General features: G+C 71.8%; 19 protein-coding genes. 7 read left to right on the plus strand and 12 right to left on the minus strand.

Translation table 11 applies throughout. The annotated features are described in order from the left end of the window. Positions 1-41: 41 nt before the first annotated feature. From J1C73_RS11310 to J1C73_RS11335, 6 genes are all read right to left on the minus strand, one after another. A complete protein-coding gene (locus tag J1C73_RS11310) occupies positions 42-1,454 on the minus strand; it encodes an NADP-dependent succinic semialdehyde dehydrogenase (RefSeq protein ID WP_207316245.1) in 1,413 nt (470 codons plus the stop codon). Between the two features lie 207 nt (positions 1,455-1,661). Then, positions 1,662-2,165, minus strand: coding sequence for an ATP-binding protein (locus J1C73_RS11315; RefSeq protein ID WP_207316246.1), 504 nt, complete (start codon positions 2,163-2,165; stop codon positions 1,662-1,664). Between the two features lie 199 nt (positions 2,166-2,364). Further along, positions 2,365-4,464, minus strand: a complete 2,100-nt coding sequence (locus J1C73_RS11320; protein WP_207316247.1) for a xanthine dehydrogenase family protein molybdopterin-binding subunit — start codon at positions 4,462-4,464, stop codon at positions 2,365-2,367. Between the two features lie 19 nt (positions 4,465-4,483). After that, positions 4,484-5,470: an FAD binding domain-containing protein gene (locus tag J1C73_RS11325; protein WP_207316248.1), complete on the minus strand. Its 987-nt coding sequence runs from the start codon at positions 5,468-5,470 to the stop codon at positions 4,484-4,486. Then, positions 5,467-6,033, minus strand: coding sequence for a 2Fe-2S iron-sulfur cluster-binding protein (locus J1C73_RS11330; protein WP_207316249.1), 567 nt, complete (start codon positions 6,031-6,033; stop codon positions 5,467-5,469). The genes J1C73_RS11325 and J1C73_RS11330 overlap by 4 nt, the downstream gene beginning before the upstream one ends. A 104-nt stretch (positions 6,034-6,137) precedes the next feature. Continuing rightward, positions 6,138-6,527 carry a hypothetical protein gene (locus J1C73_RS11335; RefSeq protein WP_207316250.1) on the minus strand — a complete coding sequence of 130 codons (390 nt, stop codon included), beginning with the start codon at positions 6,525-6,527 and terminating at the stop codon, positions 6,138-6,140. A gap of 195 nt (positions 6,528-6,722) precedes the next feature. Here J1C73_RS11335 and J1C73_RS11340 point away from each other — a divergent pair, with 195 nt between their 5' ends. From J1C73_RS11340 to J1C73_RS11350, 3 genes are all read left to right on the plus strand, one after another. Then, positions 6,723-7,055, plus strand: coding sequence for a DUF6479 family protein (locus J1C73_RS11340; RefSeq protein WP_207316251.1), 333 nt, complete (start codon positions 6,723-6,725; stop codon positions 7,053-7,055). 170 nt (positions 7,056-7,225) lie between these two features. Next, complete coding sequence (locus J1C73_RS11345) at positions 7,226-8,053, plus strand: VOC family protein (RefSeq protein ID WP_207316252.1); 828 nt, start codon at positions 7,226-7,228, stop codon at positions 8,051-8,053. A 176-nt stretch (positions 8,054-8,229) separates the two neighbouring features. After that, a complete protein-coding gene (locus J1C73_RS11350; protein ID WP_207316253.1) occupies positions 8,230-8,619 on the plus strand; it encodes a VOC family protein in 390 nt (129 codons plus the stop codon). Positions 8,620-8,688: 69 nt separating this feature from the next. Here the strand turns inward: J1C73_RS11350 and J1C73_RS11355 are convergent, their stop codons facing one another. Together J1C73_RS11355 and J1C73_RS11360 are read right to left on the minus strand one after the other, a co-directional pair. Next, complete coding sequence (locus J1C73_RS11355) at positions 8,689-9,180, minus strand: GNAT family N-acetyltransferase (RefSeq protein WP_242644022.1); 492 nt, start codon at positions 9,178-9,180, stop codon at positions 8,689-8,691. Positions 9,181-9,238: 58 nt separating this feature from the next. Next, positions 9,239-9,643, minus strand: coding sequence for a DnaJ family domain-containing protein (locus J1C73_RS11360; RefSeq protein ID WP_207316255.1), 405 nt, complete (start codon positions 9,641-9,643; stop codon positions 9,239-9,241). A gap of 262 nt (positions 9,644-9,905) precedes the next feature. Here J1C73_RS11360 and J1C73_RS11365 point away from each other — a divergent pair, with 262 nt between their 5' ends. Next, positions 9,906-10,481, plus strand: coding sequence for a hypothetical protein (locus J1C73_RS11365; protein ID WP_242644023.1), 576 nt, complete (start codon positions 9,906-9,908; stop codon positions 10,479-10,481). Continuing rightward, on the plus strand, positions 10,478-10,924 hold the full coding sequence (locus J1C73_RS11370) for a hypothetical protein (protein WP_207316257.1): 447 nt from the start codon (positions 10,478-10,480) through the stop codon (positions 10,922-10,924). The genes J1C73_RS11365 and J1C73_RS11370 overlap by 4 nt, the downstream gene beginning before the upstream one ends. Positions 10,925-11,084: 160 nt before the next feature. Here the strand turns inward: J1C73_RS11370 and J1C73_RS11375 are convergent, their stop codons facing one another. The 4 genes from J1C73_RS11375 to J1C73_RS11390 all read right to left on the minus strand — a co-directional run bounded on the left by J1C73_RS11375 (position 11,085) and on the right by J1C73_RS11390 (position 14,101). Continuing rightward, positions 11,085-12,008 (minus strand): DUF8832 domain-containing protein, encoded by a 924-nt coding sequence (locus J1C73_RS11375; protein WP_207316258.1) that lies wholly within the window; start codon positions 12,006-12,008, stop codon positions 11,085-11,087. Positions 12,009-12,177: 169 nt separating this feature from the next. Further along, the gene (locus tag J1C73_RS11380; protein WP_207316259.1) at positions 12,178-12,975 is read right to left on the minus strand and encodes a tyrosine-protein phosphatase; all 798 of its coding nucleotides are present in this window, start codon (positions 12,973-12,975) and stop codon (positions 12,178-12,180) included. Between the two features lie 361 nt (positions 12,976-13,336). Beyond that, the gene (locus J1C73_RS11385; RefSeq protein WP_307797664.1) at positions 13,337-13,618 is read right to left on the minus strand and encodes an SHOCT domain-containing protein; all 282 of its coding nucleotides are present in this window, start codon (positions 13,616-13,618) and stop codon (positions 13,337-13,339) included. A 54-nt stretch (positions 13,619-13,672) separates the two neighbouring features. Further along, the gene (locus J1C73_RS11390) at positions 13,673-14,101 is read right to left on the minus strand and encodes a DUF6325 family protein (protein ID WP_241200475.1); all 429 of its coding nucleotides are present in this window, start codon (positions 14,099-14,101) and stop codon (positions 13,673-13,675) included. A gap of 221 nt (positions 14,102-14,322) precedes the next feature. Here J1C73_RS11390 and mutA point away from each other — a divergent pair, with 221 nt between their 5' ends. Next, positions 14,323-16,182, plus strand: a complete 1,860-nt coding sequence (gene mutA / locus J1C73_RS11395; protein WP_207316261.1) for a methylmalonyl-CoA mutase small subunit — start codon at positions 14,323-14,325, stop codon at positions 16,180-16,182. Then, the gene (gene scpA / locus J1C73_RS11400; RefSeq protein ID WP_207316262.1) at positions 16,182-18,383 is read left to right on the plus strand and encodes a methylmalonyl-CoA mutase; all 2,202 of its coding nucleotides are present in this window, start codon (positions 16,182-16,184) and stop codon (positions 18,381-18,383) included. Before mutA ends, scpA begins: the two co-directional genes overlap by 1 nt. The last annotated feature ends 7 nt before the right edge of the window (positions 18,384-18,390 follow it).

Genomic DNA, 18,390 nt, shown 5'->3' on the forward strand with positions numbered 1-18,390 from the left:
CCTCTCAGCGGGCGGGACAGGGCCGGGGGCTGGGGACGCGGTCACCGCGGCTCGGGGCCGTACCAGACGGTCGTGGCGTTGCAGAACTCCCGGATGCCGTGTCCGGCCAGCTCACGTCCGTAGCCGGAGCGCTTCACCCCGCCGAACGGCAGCGCGGGGTGCGAGGCCGTCATCCCGTTGAAGAAGACCCCGCCCGCCTCCAGGTCGCGGATGCAGCGCCGGCTCTCCTCGGGGTCGCGGGTCCACACGTTGGAGCTGAGCCCGAAGGGGGTGTCGTTGGCGACCTCCACCGCCTCGTCGAGGCTGTTCACCCGGTAGAGCGAGGCGACGGGGCCGAAGGTCTCCTCGTGGTGGATCCGCATGGCGGGTGTGATGCCGGCAAGGACGGTGGGGGCGTAGAACCAGCCGTGTTCCAGACCGCCGTTCAGCCCCTCGGGCCGGCCGCCGCCGCACAGGGCGCTCGCGCCCTGCCGTACGGCGTCGTGGACGAGTTCCTCCAGGTCGGTGCGGCCCTGCTCGCTGGCGAGCGGGCCGACGTCGGTGGACTCCTGGAGCGGGTCGCCGACGGTCAGGTCGCGCATGCCCACGGTGAAGCGTTCGGCGAACTCCTCGTACACCTCGGTGTGCACGATGAACCGCTTGGCGGCGATGCAGGACTGCCCGTTGTTCTGGACCCGGGCGGTGACCGCGGTGCGGGCCGCCCTGGCGACGTCGGCCGAGGGCAGGACGAGATACGGGTCGCTGCCGCCCAGTTCCAGGACGGTCCGCTTCACCTCGTCGCCCGCGACGGCCGCGACCGCGCGGCCGGCCGGTTCGCTGCCGGTCAGGGTGACCGCGGCCACCCGGCGGTCGCGCAGGATCGCCTCGACCGCCGCGGATCCCACCAGCAGGGTCTGGAAGCAGCCTTTCGGGAATCCGGCCCGGCGGAACAGGTCGCCCAGGTAGAGCGCGGTCTGCGGCACGTTGGACGCGTGCTTCAGCAGCCCGGTGTTGCCCGCCATGAGGGCGGGGGCCGCGAACCGTACGACCTGCCAGAGCGGGAAGTTCCACGGCATCACGGCGAGGACGGTGCCCAGCGGGCGGTAGTGGACGTAGGCGCGGGAGGCGCCGGAGTCCTCGACGTCGGCGGGTGCGGGGTGCTCGTCGGCGAGGAGCCCCTGGGCGTGGGACGCGTACCAGCGCATCGCCTTCGCACATTTCGCGGCCTCCGCGCGGGCCGCCCTGACCGGCTTGCCCATCTCCAGGGTCATGGTGCGGGCGATGTCCTGCTGGTCCTCGTCGAGGAGGTCCGCGGCCCGGTTCATCAGACGGGACCGTTCGCCGAACCCGGTGGTGCGGTACTCCCGGAAGGCGGTGTCCGCCGCGGCGAGCCGCCGCTCGATCTCGTCCGCTCCCAGGGCGTCGAACGTCCTGAGGGTCTCGCCGTTCGCGGGGTTGACCGTCGCGATGGGCATGACTGTGGCCTCCTTGCCTCGGTACTCCGACCGTGCCGCGCCGCGCGCGGTGGCGCAACGCGGGCCCGGCGCACGTGTACCCGCCTGGCGCGGACCATGCGTGCGATACGCATGGTCCGCGCCGGGCGGGAGGACTGCGAGGCGCTGCGGTACGGAGTGCGGGGCAGCAGCCGGGCGGCCGCACGGCGCCGCTCCGTGCCGCGCGTCTCAGACGAGGGCGGGGGCGTCCGTCCGGGCAGGTGCGGCCACGGGGAAGTCCGTGACCACGGCGGGCGGACGGCGGAATTCGCGGACTCCGGGCAGCGGCGGGAGCGGCACCAGTGCGATGTGCTGCGGCTCCTGCGCGTACCGGGTGAACCAGACGACCTTGCCCTCGGCTGTCCGGCAGGTGCCCCAACTGTCGCTGAGGGCCATCACCCGGCTGAGGCCGCCGCCCTCGTGGAGCAGCCTCGGCATTTCGGCACCGTTGTCGGCGACGGAGACCGTGAGGTGCCGTCCGGACCAGCGGAGTTGGAGGACACAGGTGTTGTCGTCGCCGACGTGCCGCTGGACATTGGTCAGCAGCTCCTCCACAGCACGGCACACGGGCCGGATGTGAAGTTCGAGACTCCAGTGGCGGAGATGCGCGGCGATGATCCGCCGCAGCTGGGACACACGCTCTGCCGAAACCTGGAGTTCGACCAGATAGTGCCGGTCGAGTGGAACGGTCATCGTCGAGGCTCCTCACATCGAGGCCCACATGCTTCGCCCCGTTGAACGAACGACCCCCGAATGCAAAGAGTGAGCGGATGTCACTTCTGGGTCACTCCTTAGGGTGACCCGGTAGAGCCGGTTGCGCAACACATCCGGCCGCGCACCCCTGATGACCGGCGCATTTGCCCCTGGCAGCGGTGCCGGGCGGCGCCCGCCGTCAGGGCAGGTGCGGCAGCAGCCGGTCCGGGGTGAGCGGGAGGGTGCGCAGCCGGGCGCCGGTGGCGTGCCGGACAGCGTTGCCGATCGCCGACGCCGCGCCGACGATGCCGATCTCGCCGATGCCCTTGCTGCCCATCGGGTTCAGATGCGGGTCCTCCTCGTCGATCCAGTGCGCCTCGATGCCGACCGCGTCCGCGCAGGCCGGCACATGATAGGAGGCGAGGTCACTCTCGGTGTAGTCCCCGAAGACCGGGTCCATGGTGCTGGACTCGGTCAGCGCCATGCCCAGCCCCATGGTCATCCCGCCGATGAACTGGGAGCGTGCGGTACGGGAGTTGAGGATGCGTCCGGCGGCGAAGACCCCGAGCATCCGGCGCACCCGGACCTCGCCGGTCCGGCTGTCGACGGCGACCTCGGCGAAGTGCGCCCCGAAGGCGTGCCGGGCGTACGGGGACTCGACTGCCGTCTCGCTCCCGGTGTCGGCGGTGACCGTCACTCCCCCGTCGGGCAGCGGTCCGGTGCGCTCACCGAGCCGCCGCACGAGGCCGGCCGCCGCCTTGTGCACCGACCAGCCCCAGGAGGCGGTGCCGGAGGAGCCACCGGCCAGCGGGGCATCCGGCAGTTCGCTGTTGCCGATGTCGACCGTCACGTTCTCCACCGGGGTCGCCAGCACGCTCGCGGCGATCTGGGCGAGGACGGTGCGGGCGCCGGTACCGATGTCGGTGGCGTTGACCGCGATGCGGTACGAGCCGTCGGCGGCGGCGTGGGCCGAGGCGTGGGAGGCGGCGATGTAGACGGGGTACGTGGCGGAGGCGACGCCCGTACCGAGCAGCAGCGCCCCTTCCCGGCGGATCGCGGGGCGGGGATCGCGCCCGTGCCAGCCGAAGCGGGCGGCGCCCTCCCGCAGACAGCCGGCCAGACCGCGGCTGCTGAAGGGCTTCCCGGAGTCCGGTTCGCCGGCCGGGTCGTTGCGCAGGCGCAGTTCGACGGGGTCGATACCGAGGGCCGAGGCGAGTTCGTCGAGGGCCGATTCGAGCGCGTACATGCCGGAGGCCTCGCCCGGGGCCCGCATCCACGACGGGCTCGGGACGTCGAGGGCGGCGACCCGGTGGCCGGTGCGGCTGTGTGCGGAGCCGTACATCACCCGGGCCGGTACGGCGGCCTGCTCCACGAACTCCTTGACGGTGGAGGTGTGGGAGATGATCTCGTGGGCGAGCGAGGTGAGGGTGCCGTCGGCCTCGGCGCCGAGCCGGACACGCTGGACGGTGGGCGCTCGGTGACCGACGACCGCGGCCATGTGGCGCCGGGGCATGGCGAGTTCGACGGGACGGCCGGTGTGGAGGGCGGCCATGGCGGCGAGCACGGCCTGGGGGCGCGGGGTGCCCTTGCAGCCGAAGCCGCCGCCCACGTGCTCCGAGACGACGGTAACCTGGTCCGGCCGCAGCTTGAACACGGTGGCGAGACTGTCGCGCACCCTGGTGGCGCCCTGGCCGCTGTCGTACACGGTGAGATGCCCGTCCGGCGACCAGTGGGCGGTCGAGGCGTGCGGCTCCATCGGGTGGTTGTGCAGGGCGCCGAGTGTGTACGTGGCGTCGATCCGGACGGGTGCGGCGGCGAAGGCCCGGTCGAAGTCGCCGCGTTCGCGTACGGCCGGGTAGCCGCCGTTGACGGTCTGCGGGGTGTACAGGCCTGGGTGGTCCTCAGTCAGGAGGACGTCGTGCGGGGCGGTCTCGTAGCTGATGTGCAGCGCCTCGGCACCCGCCCGTGCGTCTTCGAGGCTGTCGGCCACGACGAGGGCGATCTGCCAGCCGCGGTGCGGCACGTGGTCGTCCTGGAGAACGGCGAGGATCGGGTCGTCCGGTTCCTCGGTGCGCGGCGCGTTCTCATGGGTGAGAACGGCACGGACGCCGGGGAGGGCCATCGCCCCGGCGGTGCGGATCGCGGTGACGCGGCCGCGCGGGACGGTGGCGGGCACGGGCCAGGCGTACAAACAGCCGGGCAGGTCGCGCTCGGCGGAGTAGCGCGCGGCGCCGGTCACCTTGTCCCGGCCCTCGCGGCGGACGACGGGAGCGCCCAGTGGCTGGGGGGCGTGGCTCATGGGGGGAGTCCTCGGCTCTTCAGGGACGGGCTGCGAGTCCGGCCAGGGCGTCGACGGCCAGCCGGCGGGCCAGGGTGACCTTGAACGCGTTGTCGCGCAGCGGGCGGGCCGCGGCGAGTTCGGCGTCCACCGCTGTTTCGTACGTCTCGTCGGTGGCGGGTGCGCCGCGGAGGATCTCCTCGGCGGCACGGGCCCGCCAGGGGCGGTGGGCGAGGCCGCCGAACGCGAGGGCCGCGTGCTCGATCCGGCCGCCGCGGACGCGCAGCACCGCGGCGACGGAGGCCAGGGCGAAGGCGAACGACGCGCGGTCGCGGGCCTTGCGGTAGAGGCAGACCGTGCCGTCGGGGAGCGGCGGCAGGAGTACCTCGGTGATGAGTTCATCCGGCCGGATCACGGTGTCGGTGTCCGGGCTGTCCCCGGGCAGCCGGTGGAAACCGGTGACGGGCACGGCGCGTTCGCCGTCCGGTCCGTGCAGCAGGACCGTGGCGTCGAGGGCGGCCAGGGCGACCGCCATGTCCGAGGGGTGGGTGGCGACGCATTCGGCGGAGTGGCCGAGGACGGCGAGGTCGCGGTGGGCGCCCTCGCGGGCCGGGCAGCCGCTGCCGGGCTCGCGTTTGTTGCAGAGCTTGGACGTGTCCTGGAAGTACGGGCAGCGGGTGCGCTGGAGGAGGTTGCCGCCGGTGGTGGCGGTGTTGCGCAGTTGCCCGGAGGCACCGGCCAGCAGCGCCTGGGAGAGGGCCGGATAGCGGGTGCGCACCGTGTGATGGGCGGCCAGGTCGCTGTTGCGTACCGTCGCGCCGATGCGCAGTCCGCCGTCGGCGGTGTCCGTCACCCGGTCCAGCGGGAGCCTGCTCACATCGATGAGCAGACCGGGGCTCTCCACCCCCAGCTTCATCAGGTCGACGAGGTTGGTGCCGCCGCCGAGGAACCGGGCTCCGGGACTGGCCGCGCTCTCCCGGACCGCTTCGGCGACGGATCCGGCGCGCAGATAGCTGAAGGGCTTCACGGCGCCACGTCCCCGATCGCCTCGACGATGCGGGGGTACGCGCCGCAGCGGCACAGATTGCCGCTCATCCGCTCGCGGATCTCGGCGGCGTCCAGGTGTGCCGGGGCGGTGACGGGTGCGGTGTGTCCGGTGACGTGGGAGGGGAAGCCGTCGGCGGCCTCGCCCAGCACTCCGACGGCGGAACAGATCTGCCCGGGCGTGCAGTAGCCGCACTGGAGCGCGTCACGGTCCAGGAAGGCCTCCTGGATGGGGTGCAGCCGGTCGCCGTCGGCCAGGCCCTCGATCGTGGTGATGCGGGAGCCGTCGTACGCGACGGCCAGGAGCAGGCAGCTGTTCGCCCGCCGGCCGTCCACCAGGACGGTGCAGGCACCGCACTGGCCGTGGTCGCAGCCCTTCTTCGCACCGGTCAGGGCCAGGTGCTGACGCAGCGTGTCCAGGAGGGTGGTGCGGTGGTCGAGCGTCAGTGTCCGCTCGGTTCCGTTGACGTTCAGGGTCAGGGTGGAACGGCCGGCGGTCGCCCGTGGGTCTCCCCCGCCGTCCTCCCGCTGGGTGGTGGGATCCACGCGCCGAGGCCTCTCACTCAGGGTCGCTTTGTCCGCTTTCTATCAGATTTACACCAGAGAGTCCGCACCCCGCCCCGATACGGACGCGGCACGGCACGGGCGGCCTACTTGCTCGCCAGCCGCAGCCGCACTTCCTCCTCCTGGTCCCCGGAGACGGTGCCCACGACCCGCACCGCGAAGGCTCCGGCCAGGCCCTGCCTGAGCCGTTCGACCGCCCAGTAGCCGCCCTGGGCATCGACCGTGACGGGCGCGCCGAGCTCCACGGACCCCGACACCACCCGCTTCTCGGTCACATCGACGGTCGCGACCCAGGCCGTGGGCCGCTTGCCCGTGACGTCCTGCGGCACATCGACCGAGGCCCTGTCCGTGGCGAATGCGGCCCGCAGCACGTCGAAGACCGTGCCCGCGTCGCCCTTCGCGCACCCGCTGAGAACGACCGACACCTCCCCGCCCTGCCTGTTCTCCTCCGCCTGCGCTTCCCGTGTGCTGTTCACCGCGGTTCCTTCCTGAGAGTTACCTCCAGGCTCTCCCCGCGGCCGGGTGTCTGCGACATGAGGGGCACCGTGGCCCGCATGCGGGCCACGGCCGGGTCTGTACCGATCGAAACGCTTTTTACCCTTACATCCACTTAAAACATGAATTCGACCTTGCTACCGAGTGACGGCCCGTTCCCGGGGTATCCCGCATGCATGGACGTATCGCATGGAGCCCTGAATTCCCTGGCCCTCACCCTCGCGGACGGACGGGGCGCGGCCGGGGTGGTGATGGCCGTTGTCGGAGTGATCCTGGTGGCTATGCTGATCGGTGCCGTGTGGCTGGGCAAGCGACGGCGCGCCCAGGACCCGCCCGCGCCCCGGCCCGAGGAACAGCCGGTGGCGCCGGACCACCGCGCCCACCTCGAGGAGCGCGACGTCCACGCCGACGACAGCTTCCCGGCCGACGGCCGCGGACTCTCCCCCTACGAGCTCGGTGAGCACGGGTACGAGAGCGACCGGCCCGAGAACGACGAGAAGCGCGACTGAGCGGTGTGGCGCGGGGGCCCGGCGGGCCCGGGTTCCGTGCTGCCCCGGGGCATGTGCGCGGCGGGCGGCGGCGCCGCGTGTTGCGGGAGCGGCCGCCTCCGGTGAGGCTGGTGAGGGCCCGCAGGCCACCGGCGCACATCCGCCGCACACCCCATGAAGGCAGTAGGACCATGACCGCAAGCACCTCTGGTTCGGCATCCGCGCCCGCGCCTCTGACCGGGCCCGCGGCGCCCTGCTGGGTCAATCTCATGACCCGGGACCTGGAGTCGGCGCAGGAGTTCTACGGCCCGGTGATGGGCTGGACCTTCCGGCCGGGCAAGCTCGGCCAGGAGTTCTCGGTCGCCCGCCGCGGCGACGTGCCGGTCGCCGGTATCGGTGCGGTGGCGACCACGTTCCGTGTCGCGGTGGCGTGGACGCCCTACTTCGCCGTCCAGGACGCCGATGTGACCGCCTCCCGGATCCGCGAGCGCAGCGGCACGGTGGCGGTGGGTCCGCTGGCCCTGGGCAAGGGGCGCGGCGCGCTGGCCGCCGACCGCGAGGGCGCGGGGTTCGGCATCTGGGAACGGACCGAGCCCGCGACCTCGCCGCCCGCGCCGGACGGCCATTCACATGCCTGGCTGCGGCTGCACACCAGGAGCGCGTTCGACGCCGCGATCTTCTACGGCGAGGTGCTGGACTGGGCGAGCGGGCGGCCCGGCTGCTGCGAGGTGTCGTACGCGAAGGACGAGGTGATCGTGAGCTGCGGCGGCCGCCAGCTGGCCCGGATCAGCTCGGGCGCGGTCGAGGCGGCCCCCGATCCGCTGATCCGGCCGCACTGGCAGGTCAACTTCCCCGTCCCCGACGTGGCCGCCGCCGTCGCGTCGGCGCAGAAGCACGGCGGTTCGCTCGTCGAGGAGTTGTCGCGGCGCGACGCACGGGAGGCGACACTGCTCGATCCGGACGGCGGACTCTTCACCCTCACGGACGTCCACAACCCCACCGCGGCCGTCCCGGCCTGACCAACGGGGCGTCCCGCGTCGTCGTCCGGGCCGCGGTCACAGCCGCTGGGCAGCACCGGAGGACCTCGACGATCCGGGGCAGTGCGCCTAGAATCTTTGGTACGGCATCGCGCGTCGGTCACCGGTCGGGTGAGGCGTGGAGGTGCCCGTGAGATGCCTGTTGGAGGCATTCCACCGTGTCAGTCGAGTTGAATCACACCATCGTTCACGCCCGGGACAACCGGGAATCCGCAGAGTTCCTGGCCGACATCCTGGGGCTGGAGACCGGCGCGGAGTGGGGCCCGTTCATCCCCGTCATCACGGCCAACGGGGTCACCCTGGATTTCGCGACCACTCCCGCCGAATCCATCACACTCCAGCACTACGCCTTCCTCGTCTCGGAGGCGGAGTTCGATACGGCGTACGCCCGCATCCAGGAGCTCGGGGCCGCCTACTACGCCGATCCGCACCGTAAGCACCCGGGCGAGATCAACCACAACGACGGCGGCCGGGGCGTCTACTTCATCGACCCCGCAGGTCATGCGATGGAGATCATCACACGTCCGTACGGGGGCTTCGCCTCCTGACGGCGGGCGCCGGTTCAGGGGCTCGGCCGGATCCGCCGCACGCGGGTCCGGCCGGGCCCTCCCCCGTCCTCAGGTGACCGGGAGCAGCAGTTCGGGCCGGTCCCACATCACCACGGGCGGAGCGGCCCGCTCGGTGCCGGTCCGCGTGGCTCCCACGCTCAGGTAGAAGCCCTCGGACGGTGGGTGCGAGACGATGCGTACGCCCGTGAGCCCGGCATTCCGCGCCTCGTCCAGCAGGTGTCCGACGAGCAGCCGCCCGATGCCGGCGCCCTGCGCGTCATCGGCGACGAACATGAGGTCGAGCTCGGGCGGATCCAGGACGAGGGAGTAGAAGCCGAGCAGCCGCCCGGTGGCCTCCTCGACGGCCGCGAAGACCCTGTGCGCCTCGATGTAGTCGGGGCCCACCCGGTATCCGGCGACCATCGGGGCGTACGGCCCCTGATAGGCCCGCGAGGCCTGGACCAGCCGGGTCAGCCGCCTGGCGTCCCGGGCGATCGCCCGCCGGATCCGTACGCCTTCGCCGGGCGCCTGGCGCCCCGGCCGCGTAACACTCGGTCTCATGCACCGAGTATTACGCATCCGGGGCCCGGGGGCGGCCGGTGGTCCACCGGCCGCCGCCTCAGGAGGAGTCGCGCGCCGCGCGCCACTGCCCGGTCAGGGCATCGACGTCGAACGGCTTGAGGTTCAGGAGCGGTCCCGGTGGCGGCCGCCTGATGGCCTCGGCGATCTTCTCGTTCACCTCGGTCAGCATCCGCCGCACCTCGGCCTCCGTCCGGACCTCGGGCAGGGCGGCGAGGATGTCCTCCGCCTCCTTGCGCAGGGCGAGGGTCGGCGGGAGCACCGAAACCCCCTCGCGCTGCATCTTCGCCTTGATCCACCACGTCTCGTCGTACGGGCGGTCGAGGCCGTCGAGCGGCTTGCCGAACCCCGGCAGCTGGGAGAAGTCACCACGCTGTTCGGATTCGCGGATCTGTTTGTCGACCCAGGACTCGAAGCTGATGCCGGCGGGTTTGCGTTCGGTCACCGTGACGCCCCTCTCGGAGGACTTGTGATTCGTCCCCTCCACGATACCGAGGCGCACCCGGCGGACCCGCTCCGGGAGGCGCCGGTGACACATCCGCGCACGCCTGGCACGGCGAGCAACTTGACCTGCCCGGGAATGAATTCGTGCGGCTGGGTACACGAGCAGCACGCCCGGACGGACCCTCGTCCGGGCACGGACCGAAAGGGATGGTGAACATGGAACACAGCAGGGAGCGGACCGAGAACCGGCAGGGGTGGTGAGCATGACCACTGTCGTGATCATCGTCGCGGTCGTCCTGGTGGTGGCCGCCGGACTCTTCTTCGTGTTCGGCCAACAGCCGGGCGAGCGCGGCCTGCAGCGCCGCTTCGGGCCCGAGTACGACCGGACGCTCGCCCGTCACGACGGCGACGCCAAGGCCGCCCGGCACGAACTGAGCGAGCGGGTGAAGCGTCACCGTTCCCTCGATGAGCGTCCGCTGTCGCCCGAGGCCCGTGCCCGGTACACCGAGCGCTGGACCCAGACACAGAGCAGGTTCGTCGATGCGCCGCAGGAGGCCGTCGCCGAGGCCGACGCGCTCCTCGCGGAGCTGGCCCAGGACATGGGGTTCCCCGACGGCAGCGACTTCGAGGAGCAGACCGCCGCCCTCTCCGTCCACCACGCCGAGCACATCAACGGCTACCGCCGGGTGCACGCCGTCAAGCGGGGCGAGGGCGGCACGGAGGAGATGCGAGCGGCCATGATCGAGGCCCGCGGTCTCTTCGACGTCCTGGTCTCCAACGGTACGCAGAGCCCGGCCCGCCGGGACCGGCACCATGCGGAAGGAAGTGGCACGTCATGACATACGACACCGAACGCGCACCCCTGATCCCCACAGAATCCCCCGAGGCCGCCGAACAGCGGCCAGTAGCCCCCGACCGGGCCGCCGAGCAGCCGCTGGCAGCCCCCGACCGGGGTGCCGAACAGCCGCTGGCAGCCCCTGACGGGGGCGCCGGAGCCGTCCTCGCAGCTGATCGGCCGCTCTTCCCGGAGGGCGATCAGGAGAGGCTGATCCTGCGGCTCCAGCATGCGGTGACCGAATTCGTCGAGAGCCCCCTGCGAGCGGTCGGGGAAGCCGAAAGCGCCTTCGACGCAGCCGTCGACGGCCTCGCGAGCGCCCTCAAGGAGCGTCGGCGCGAGATGGGCACCCAGCAGCAGGGCGAGGAGTCCGGGACCCGGACCGAGGAACTGCGGATCACCCTTCAGCAATACCGCGATCTCACCGAACGGCTGCTGAACGTCTGAGGCGAGCGGTCACAGCCCGAGGCCGCCACCGCATTCCGCACCAGCACCAGCACCCACGGCACCCGGCCGTTCCCGGCGACGAGGAGCTCGATCCGGATGCCCTTCCCGGCGGGCTGGTGCGGTGCCGGCAGCAGGCACGGGAGGGCCTGACGCGCCCGGGTCAGTGCTTGTGCTCGCCGGAGTCCGGGGACTGCGTCCGGCCCGTGTCCGGCTTCCCGGCCTCGACCGTGAACGCGGCGGTGTGCACCTTGCCGCCGTGCCGGAAGTCCAGGAACAGCCGGTAGGTGCCGCCGCTGGGCGCCGTCGCCGCGAAGGAGACAGCCGGGCCCGGGCCGCCCTCGGCGGGATGCACATGCAGGTAGGCGAGGTCGCCGGAGCGCAGGGCGACGAGATGCCCGTACGCGCCGAGATAGGGCTGGAGGTCGGTGACGGGCCTGCCGTTCCTGCTGACGGTGAGCTTGAGATCGCTTTCCCGGCCGGCCTTCAGCCCGCCGCCCAGGTCCACGCGGTAGCCGTCGGTCACGGCGGTGGCGCGCGCGGCGGGGAAGGCCTTCGGCCGGTAGTCGCCCGAGACCGCGAGGTCGGCGCCGAGGACGAGTTTGCGCGCGCCTTCGGCCGCCGGGGTGAAGTCGGCGAACGCCCGGTAGTCACCGGCGGCGGGCAGGTCCACCGGGACGGACCAGGTGCCGTCGGACGCGCGCACGGGGTGCAAATGCCGGTAGGTGCCGAGGTCGCGCGAGGCCAGGATGAAGTGCAGTTCCTTGCCGTGTTCGCGCTGGTAGTCGGTGACCTTGCGACCGGTGGCGTCCTCGACGACGGCGAACCGTATCCCGGTGCGGGCACCGGCACCGACCTCAGGCGTCTGCAGCTCCAGCGTGTAGCCCCCGTCGGATACCCCCAGCCCGCCCGCCGGGCCCGCCGCCCCGGCGGCGTCCTCCTGCTGCGTGCCGTGCCCGCCGTGCTCCGGCGCGGGTCGCGCCTCGGCGGCCACCAGCGGGTCGATGCCGTTGCCCACGCCGTAGGCGACACCGAAGGTCACGGCGAGCGCGGCGGCATAGGCGGTGATCTTCAATCCGTTGTTCATGGCGCTCTCCTCCGGGAAACGGCCGCTTCGAATGCCCAACATACCCCCTAGGGGTATCAAGTCAACCCGGGGGCGGGCGGAGAACGGAGCGCGGTCGCCGGGAGGCGGAGGCAGCGGAACCGAAGCCCGAGGGCTGTCCCGTGATCAATCACGGATCACGGGACAGCCCTCAGACGGGGGACACGAGTTCAGTGCGCAGACGCCGCAGGACCGCTTCGGGGATGCGCAGCCCGTCGCGCACATAGCCGTCGAGCCCTCCCCACCGCTCGTCCATGGCGTCCAGCGCCGTGTCGAGGTAGCGGGGACGGACCTCGATGATCGCGGAGGCGATCTCCGGGTCACCGCCGGCGTCGAGGAAGTTCTGCACGTACGGCCGGAAGGCGACCCGCACCACCGGGTTCACCGCGAGGTACTCGATCCTCACGACATCCCGCGAGGCGCCCAGCAGAAGGAGCAGCAGGGCCGCCGCCCAGCCCGTCCGGTCCTTGCCCGCGGTGCAGTGGAAGAGCACCGGGCCCGCGGCACCGTCGGCGACCGTGTCGACGAAGGCCCGGTACGCGGCCCCGGCGCGCGGCGAGAGCACCATCTGCCGGTACGTCTCCGCGAACATCTCCTCGGCCTTTCCGTCCCCGAGCAGCCGCTCCGCCTCGACCGCGTCGGCGAGCAGGGCCCTGAGCCGGGCGGGTGCCACGCCCGGGTTGTCCCCGAGCACATCGGCGACGAACAGCCGGGCCCCGGGCGGCAGGCGGTCGGGGGCCGACGCGCGCTCGTCCGCGGTCCGCAGATCGACGACCGTGCGGATACCGAGTGCCGCCACCGCGGCGTCGTCCGCCGGATCCAGCCCACCGAGCTGTCCGGAGCGCATCACCCGGCCCGGCCGGACCTGGCGGCCGCATTCCAGGGCGATGCCGCCCAGGTCACGCAGATTGAGACCGGATACCTCCGGGATGACCCTGACGGTTTCCACGATGAACTTCCTCTTTTCCCGACACGTATCCGAATTGATTTCGGCTTGGCCGGATCAAAAGTCGCGTGAGGCCGGGAATTCGACAGAGCCGAACGCCGGGGATGATCGATCGGGCACGCAGGTACACGGGGCAGAAAGGATGACGCGTCACCGTATCCCCGCCGGCCCGCGGCTCCACGGGGATGCGCGGGAGCGGGCAAGGGGCGGGAGCGACGTCGCGGCCGGGCTCCGCACGGTGCCGCACGCACCGCCCCGGCCGGTCGAATACAGCTTCCGGGACCGAAGATTGATCAATACGCCGCACACACCCGCGAGTGGCGGACGGGAAACACGCAAACCGGTCCCGCCCGGACGGCCGCGCTCATTCCGCCAGAAGCCTGTTCTTCTGCGCCACGAACTCGGCATCCGTGAGGACGCCCTGCTTCTTCAGTGCGCCCAGCCGCTCCAGCTGACCGATCAGATCATCCGGAGACGGTTCGGCGGCCTGCTGCTGCGCCTGAGGCTCGGCAGCCTGCTCCGCGTCCCGTTCGCTGAACTTCGCCTGCTGGCGTTGCTGGACCCGGCCACTGACCGCCGAGGCGGTGCCCGCGACAACGGCCGTGCGCGCCACCGTGCCGAGCAGGCCCGGCCCGCGGCGGTTCACTCCGGCTCCTCGAAAAATCGGCATGTCGTACGCCCTTCCGGTGCGGGTGCGGTGTCAGCGGGCGGAGCGGGCGGCGGACACGGCCGCCTCCGCGACGTCGGCGGGGATCCGCTCATGCGCGACGAGCTGTCCGCCCGACGCACGGACGGCCTCGGTGAGCGGTACCGCCCAGAGGTCCTCCCACACGATCAGCGCCGCGGAGCTGCCCGGCGGCACTCTCTCGCCCAGCTTCCGGATGTCTTCGGTGTTCAGCATCCCGGTGACCTCGCCCTCGACCGGCTCGAACGAGACGAGGTCCTCGGGGTCGAGGTCGTCCAGCTCGACGGTCTCGAGCGTGCCGTCGTCGGCCCGGTACACAAAGGCCAGGTCGATGATGCGTACCGCCTTCGACGCGACCGCGTCGGCCAGCGCCGGGGCGATCGCACCGGTGAACCGGCTGCCGGGGAAGGCGACGACGAGGTACTCCACAGGTCCCACAGCCACGGGGTGTCCTCTCCGGAGGGATGGATTGCCAGCAGCATAACTTCGGTCATTTGTTGTCGCACTGCGGCAAATCGCCCGACGACACCCAAGGTGGAGATGTCGAGCGAATCACCCTTTCGGGTGTTACTCGACAGTACGTAAAGGATCAAGCGCGCTGGGAGAGTGCAAGGTCACAGCCAGCGCCTCTGCTGCTCATCTGAGACCTGCCCTAGCATCTGGGCATGACGGTCCTGCCTGCTGACGGGCTTTCGTTGGCCGCCGAATTCCCTGACCCCGCCCATGAGCAGTGGCAGAGCCTCGTCGAGGGTGTGCTGCGCAAGTCGGGCAAGGACGTTTCGGGTTCGGCCGCCGAGGAAGCACTGTCCACCACGGTGGAGGACGGGCTCATCACCCGTCCTCTCTACACCTCGCGCGACGACGCGCCCGATGCCGGTCTCCCGGGCTTCGCCCCCTTCACCCGCGGCGGCAAGCCCGAGGGAAGCACGGCGGGCGGCTGGGGCGTTCGCCAACGCCACGGCACACCTGATCCCGCCCGCCTCAACGAGGCCGTGCTCGCGGATCTGGAGAACGGCGTCACCTCGTTGTGGCTGACCGTGGGGGACGCCGGCGGTGGCGTGCCGGTCTCCGGTCTCGCACGGGCGCTGGCCGGCGTCCATCTCGACCTGGCTCCGGTCGTGCTCGACGCGGGGGACGAACTCGACGCCGCGGCGACGGAGTTGCTGCGCCTCTACGCGGAGCGGGGCGTATCACCGCAGTCGGCGCGCGGCAGTCTCGGCGCGGACCCGTTGGGTCAGGCGGCCCGCAGCGGCACCGCACCGGACCTGACGGCCGCGGTCCACTGGGCACAGCGCTGCGCCCGTGAGTATCCCGGGCTGCGGGCGCTGACCGTGGACGCGATGCCCTACCACGAGGCCGGCGGCTCGGCCGCCCAGGAGCTGGGCAGTTCGCTGGCCACGGGGGTCGCCTACCTGCGGGCGCTGACCGAGTCGGGGCTCAGTGTCGAGGAGGCCTGCGCGCAACTGGAGTTCCGGTACGCGGCCACCGCCGACCAGTTCCTGACGATCGCCAAACTGCGGGCCGCGCGCCGGCTGTGGGCGCGGGTCGCCGAGGTCTGTGGCGCCGCGGGGGCCGGGGCGCAGCGTCAGCACGCCGTGACGTCGCCGGTGATGATGACCCGGCGCGATCCGTGGGTGAACATGCTCCGCACCACGCTGGCCTGTCTGGGCGCGGGCGTCGGCGGGGCCGATGCGGTGACCGTGCTGCCGTTCGATCACGCGCTGGGCCTGCCGGACGCGTTCGCGCGGCGCATCGCCCGCAACACGTCGACGATCCTGGTGGAGGAGTCGCACCTGGCCCGGGTCATCGACCCGGCCGGCGGCTCCTGGTACGTGGAGCGGCTCACCGACGAACTCGCGGACGCCGCTTGGGCGTTCTTCCAGGAGATCGAGCGGGCGGGCGGCCAGGCGGCCGCGCTGGACTCCGCGATGATCGCGGAGCGGCTGGCTGCCACCTGGGCGGCGCGCAAGAAGAACCTGGCACGCCGCAAGGAGCCGATCACCGGCGTCAGCGAGTTCCCGCAGCTCTCCGAGCGTGCGGTGGAGCGCGAGGCCGCGCCGTCGGCCGTCGCGCCGGGCGGTCTGCCGGTGGTCCGCCGCGACGAGGCGTTCGAGGCGCTGCGGGCCCGCTCGGACGCCCATCTGGCGGCGACCGGCCGCCGGCCGCGCGTGTTCATCGCCGCGCTCGGCCCCGCCGCGGCGCACACCGCCCGGGCCTCGTTCGCCGCGAACCTCTTCCAGGCGGGCGGCATCGAGCCGGTCCACGAACCGGTGGAGGTGGACGCCTCGTCGGCCCGTGCCGCGTTCGCGGCCGCGGGGACGGACGTGGCGTGCCTGTGCTCCAGTGACGCGCTCTACGCCGAGCAGGCCGGTGAGGTCGCCGGGGCGCTCGTGTCGGCGGGTGCGCAGCGGGTGTACCTGGCGGGGCGGCCGGGCGATTACGCCGGTGTCGACGAGCACGTCCACGCCGGCTGCGATGTGGTGGCCGTCCTCTCCTCCGTTCTCGACCGTATGGGTGTGGCGTAATGCGGATCCCCGACTTCTCCGACATCGAGCTCGGGCCGGGCAGCGGCGCCGAGGTGACCGAGGACCAGTGGCGTGCGGCGGTGAAGGAGTCCTCCGGGAGCTCCGACGGCGACCTCCTGTGGGAGACCCCGGAAGGCATCGCGGTCAAGCCGCTGTACACCGGCCAGGACCTGGAGGGACTCGACTTCCTCGGAACGTACCCGGGCGTCGCGCCGTATCTGCGCGGCCCCTACCCGACGATGTACGTCAACCAGCCCTGGACCATCCGGCAGTACGCGGGGTTCTCCACCGCCGAGGAGTCCAACGCCTTCTACCGCCGTAACCTCGCGGCCGGGCAGAAGGGGCTCTCCGTCGCCTTCGACCTGCCGACCCACCGGGGTTACGACAGCGATCACCCGCGGGTGACCGGCGATGTCGGCATGGCGGGGGTGGCGATCGACTCGATCTACGACATGCGTCAGCTGTTCGAGGGCATCCCGCTGGACAGGATGTCGGTGTCGATGACGATGAACGGCGCGGTGCTTCCCGTACTCGCGCTGTACATCGTGGCCGCCGAGGAGCAGGGCGTGCCGCCCGAGAAGCTGGCCGGGACCATTCAGAACGACATTCTGAAGGAGTTCATGGTCCGCAACACCTACATCTATCCGCCGAAGCCCTCGATGCGGATCATCTCCGACATCTTCGCGTTCACCTCGCAGAAGATGCCGCGCTACAACTCGATCTCCATCTCCGGCTATCACATCCAGGAGGCCGGGGCGACGGCCGATCTGGAGCTGGCGTACACCCTGGCCGACGGGGTGGAGTACCTGCGCGCCGGGCGGGACACCGGGCTGGACGTGGACGCGTTCGCGCCCCGGCTGTCGTTCTTCTGGGCGATCGGCATGAACTTCTTCATGGAGATCGCGAAGCTGCGGGCGGCCCGGCTACTGTGGGCCAAGCTGGTCCGGGAGTTCGAGCCGAAGAATCCCAAGTCCCTTTCGCTGCGCACCCATTCGCAGACCTCCGGCTGGTCGCTGACCGCGCAGGACGTCTTCAACAACGTCACCAGGACCTGTGTGGAGGCGATGGCCGCCACCCAGGGGCACACCCAGTCGCTGCACACGAACGCGCTCGACGAGGCACTCGCCCTGCCGACGGACTTCTCCGCGCGCATCGCCCGTAACACCCAGCTGCTGCTCCAGCAGGAGTCCGGCACGGGCCGGGTGATCGACCCGTGGGGCGGCAGCGCGTACGTGGAGAAGCTGACGTACGACCTGGCGCGGCGGGCCTGGCAGCACATCGAGGAGGTGGAGGCGGCGGGCGGCATGGCCAAGGCCATCGACGCCGGAATCCCCAAGCTGCGCATCGAGGAGGCCGCGGCCCGCACCCAGGCGCGCATCGACTCCGGGCGCCAGCCGGTCATCGGCGTCAACAAGTACCGGGTCGAGACCGACGAGAAGATCGACGTGCTCAAGGTCGACAACTCCTCGGTGCGCACCCAGCAGATCGAGAAGCTGCGGCAGCTGCGCGCGGAGCGCGACGAGCAGACCTGCCAGGACGCGCTGCGTGCGCTGACGGACGCGGCGGGCCGGGAGCCGGGACCCGGACTCGAAGGCAATCTGCTGGCGCTGGCCGTCGACGCGGCGCGCGCGATGGCGACCGTGGGCGAGATCTCGGACGCGCTGGAGAAGGTGTACGGCCGGCATTCGGGCCAGATCCGTACGATCTCCGGTGTGTACCGCAACGAGGCAGGGGAGTCACCGTCCGTGGACCGCACCCGCGCGCTGGTCGACGCGTTCGAGGAGGCGGAGGGGCGGCGCCCGCGCATCCTGGTCGCCAAGATGGGCCAGGACGGGCACGACCGCGGGCAGAAGGTGATCGCGACCGCCTTCGCCGACCTGGGCTTCGACGTGGATGTCGGCCCGCTGTTCCAGACGCCGGGCGAGGTCGCCCGGCAGGCGGTCGAGGCCGACGTGCACATCGTGGGCGTGTCGTCACTGGCCGCCGGTCATCTCACCCTCGTGCCGGCGCTTCGCGAGGAGCTGGCTGCCGAGGGCCGCGAGGACATCATGATCGTGGTGGGCGGGGTGATTCCGCCGCAGGACATCGAGGCGCTGCACGAGGCGGGCGCGGCGGCTGTCTTCCCACCCGGGACAGTGATCCCGGAGGCGGCCCACGACCTGGTCACGCGGCTCGGCGCCTCGCTCGGCCACGAGCTGTGAGCCGCTG

It is taken from the genome of Streptomyces laculatispora, from assembly GCF_017353455.1.
In the GTDB taxonomy this organism is placed as follows: Bacteria; Actinomycetota; Actinomycetes; order Streptomycetales; family Streptomycetaceae; genus Streptomyces; species Streptomyces laculatispora.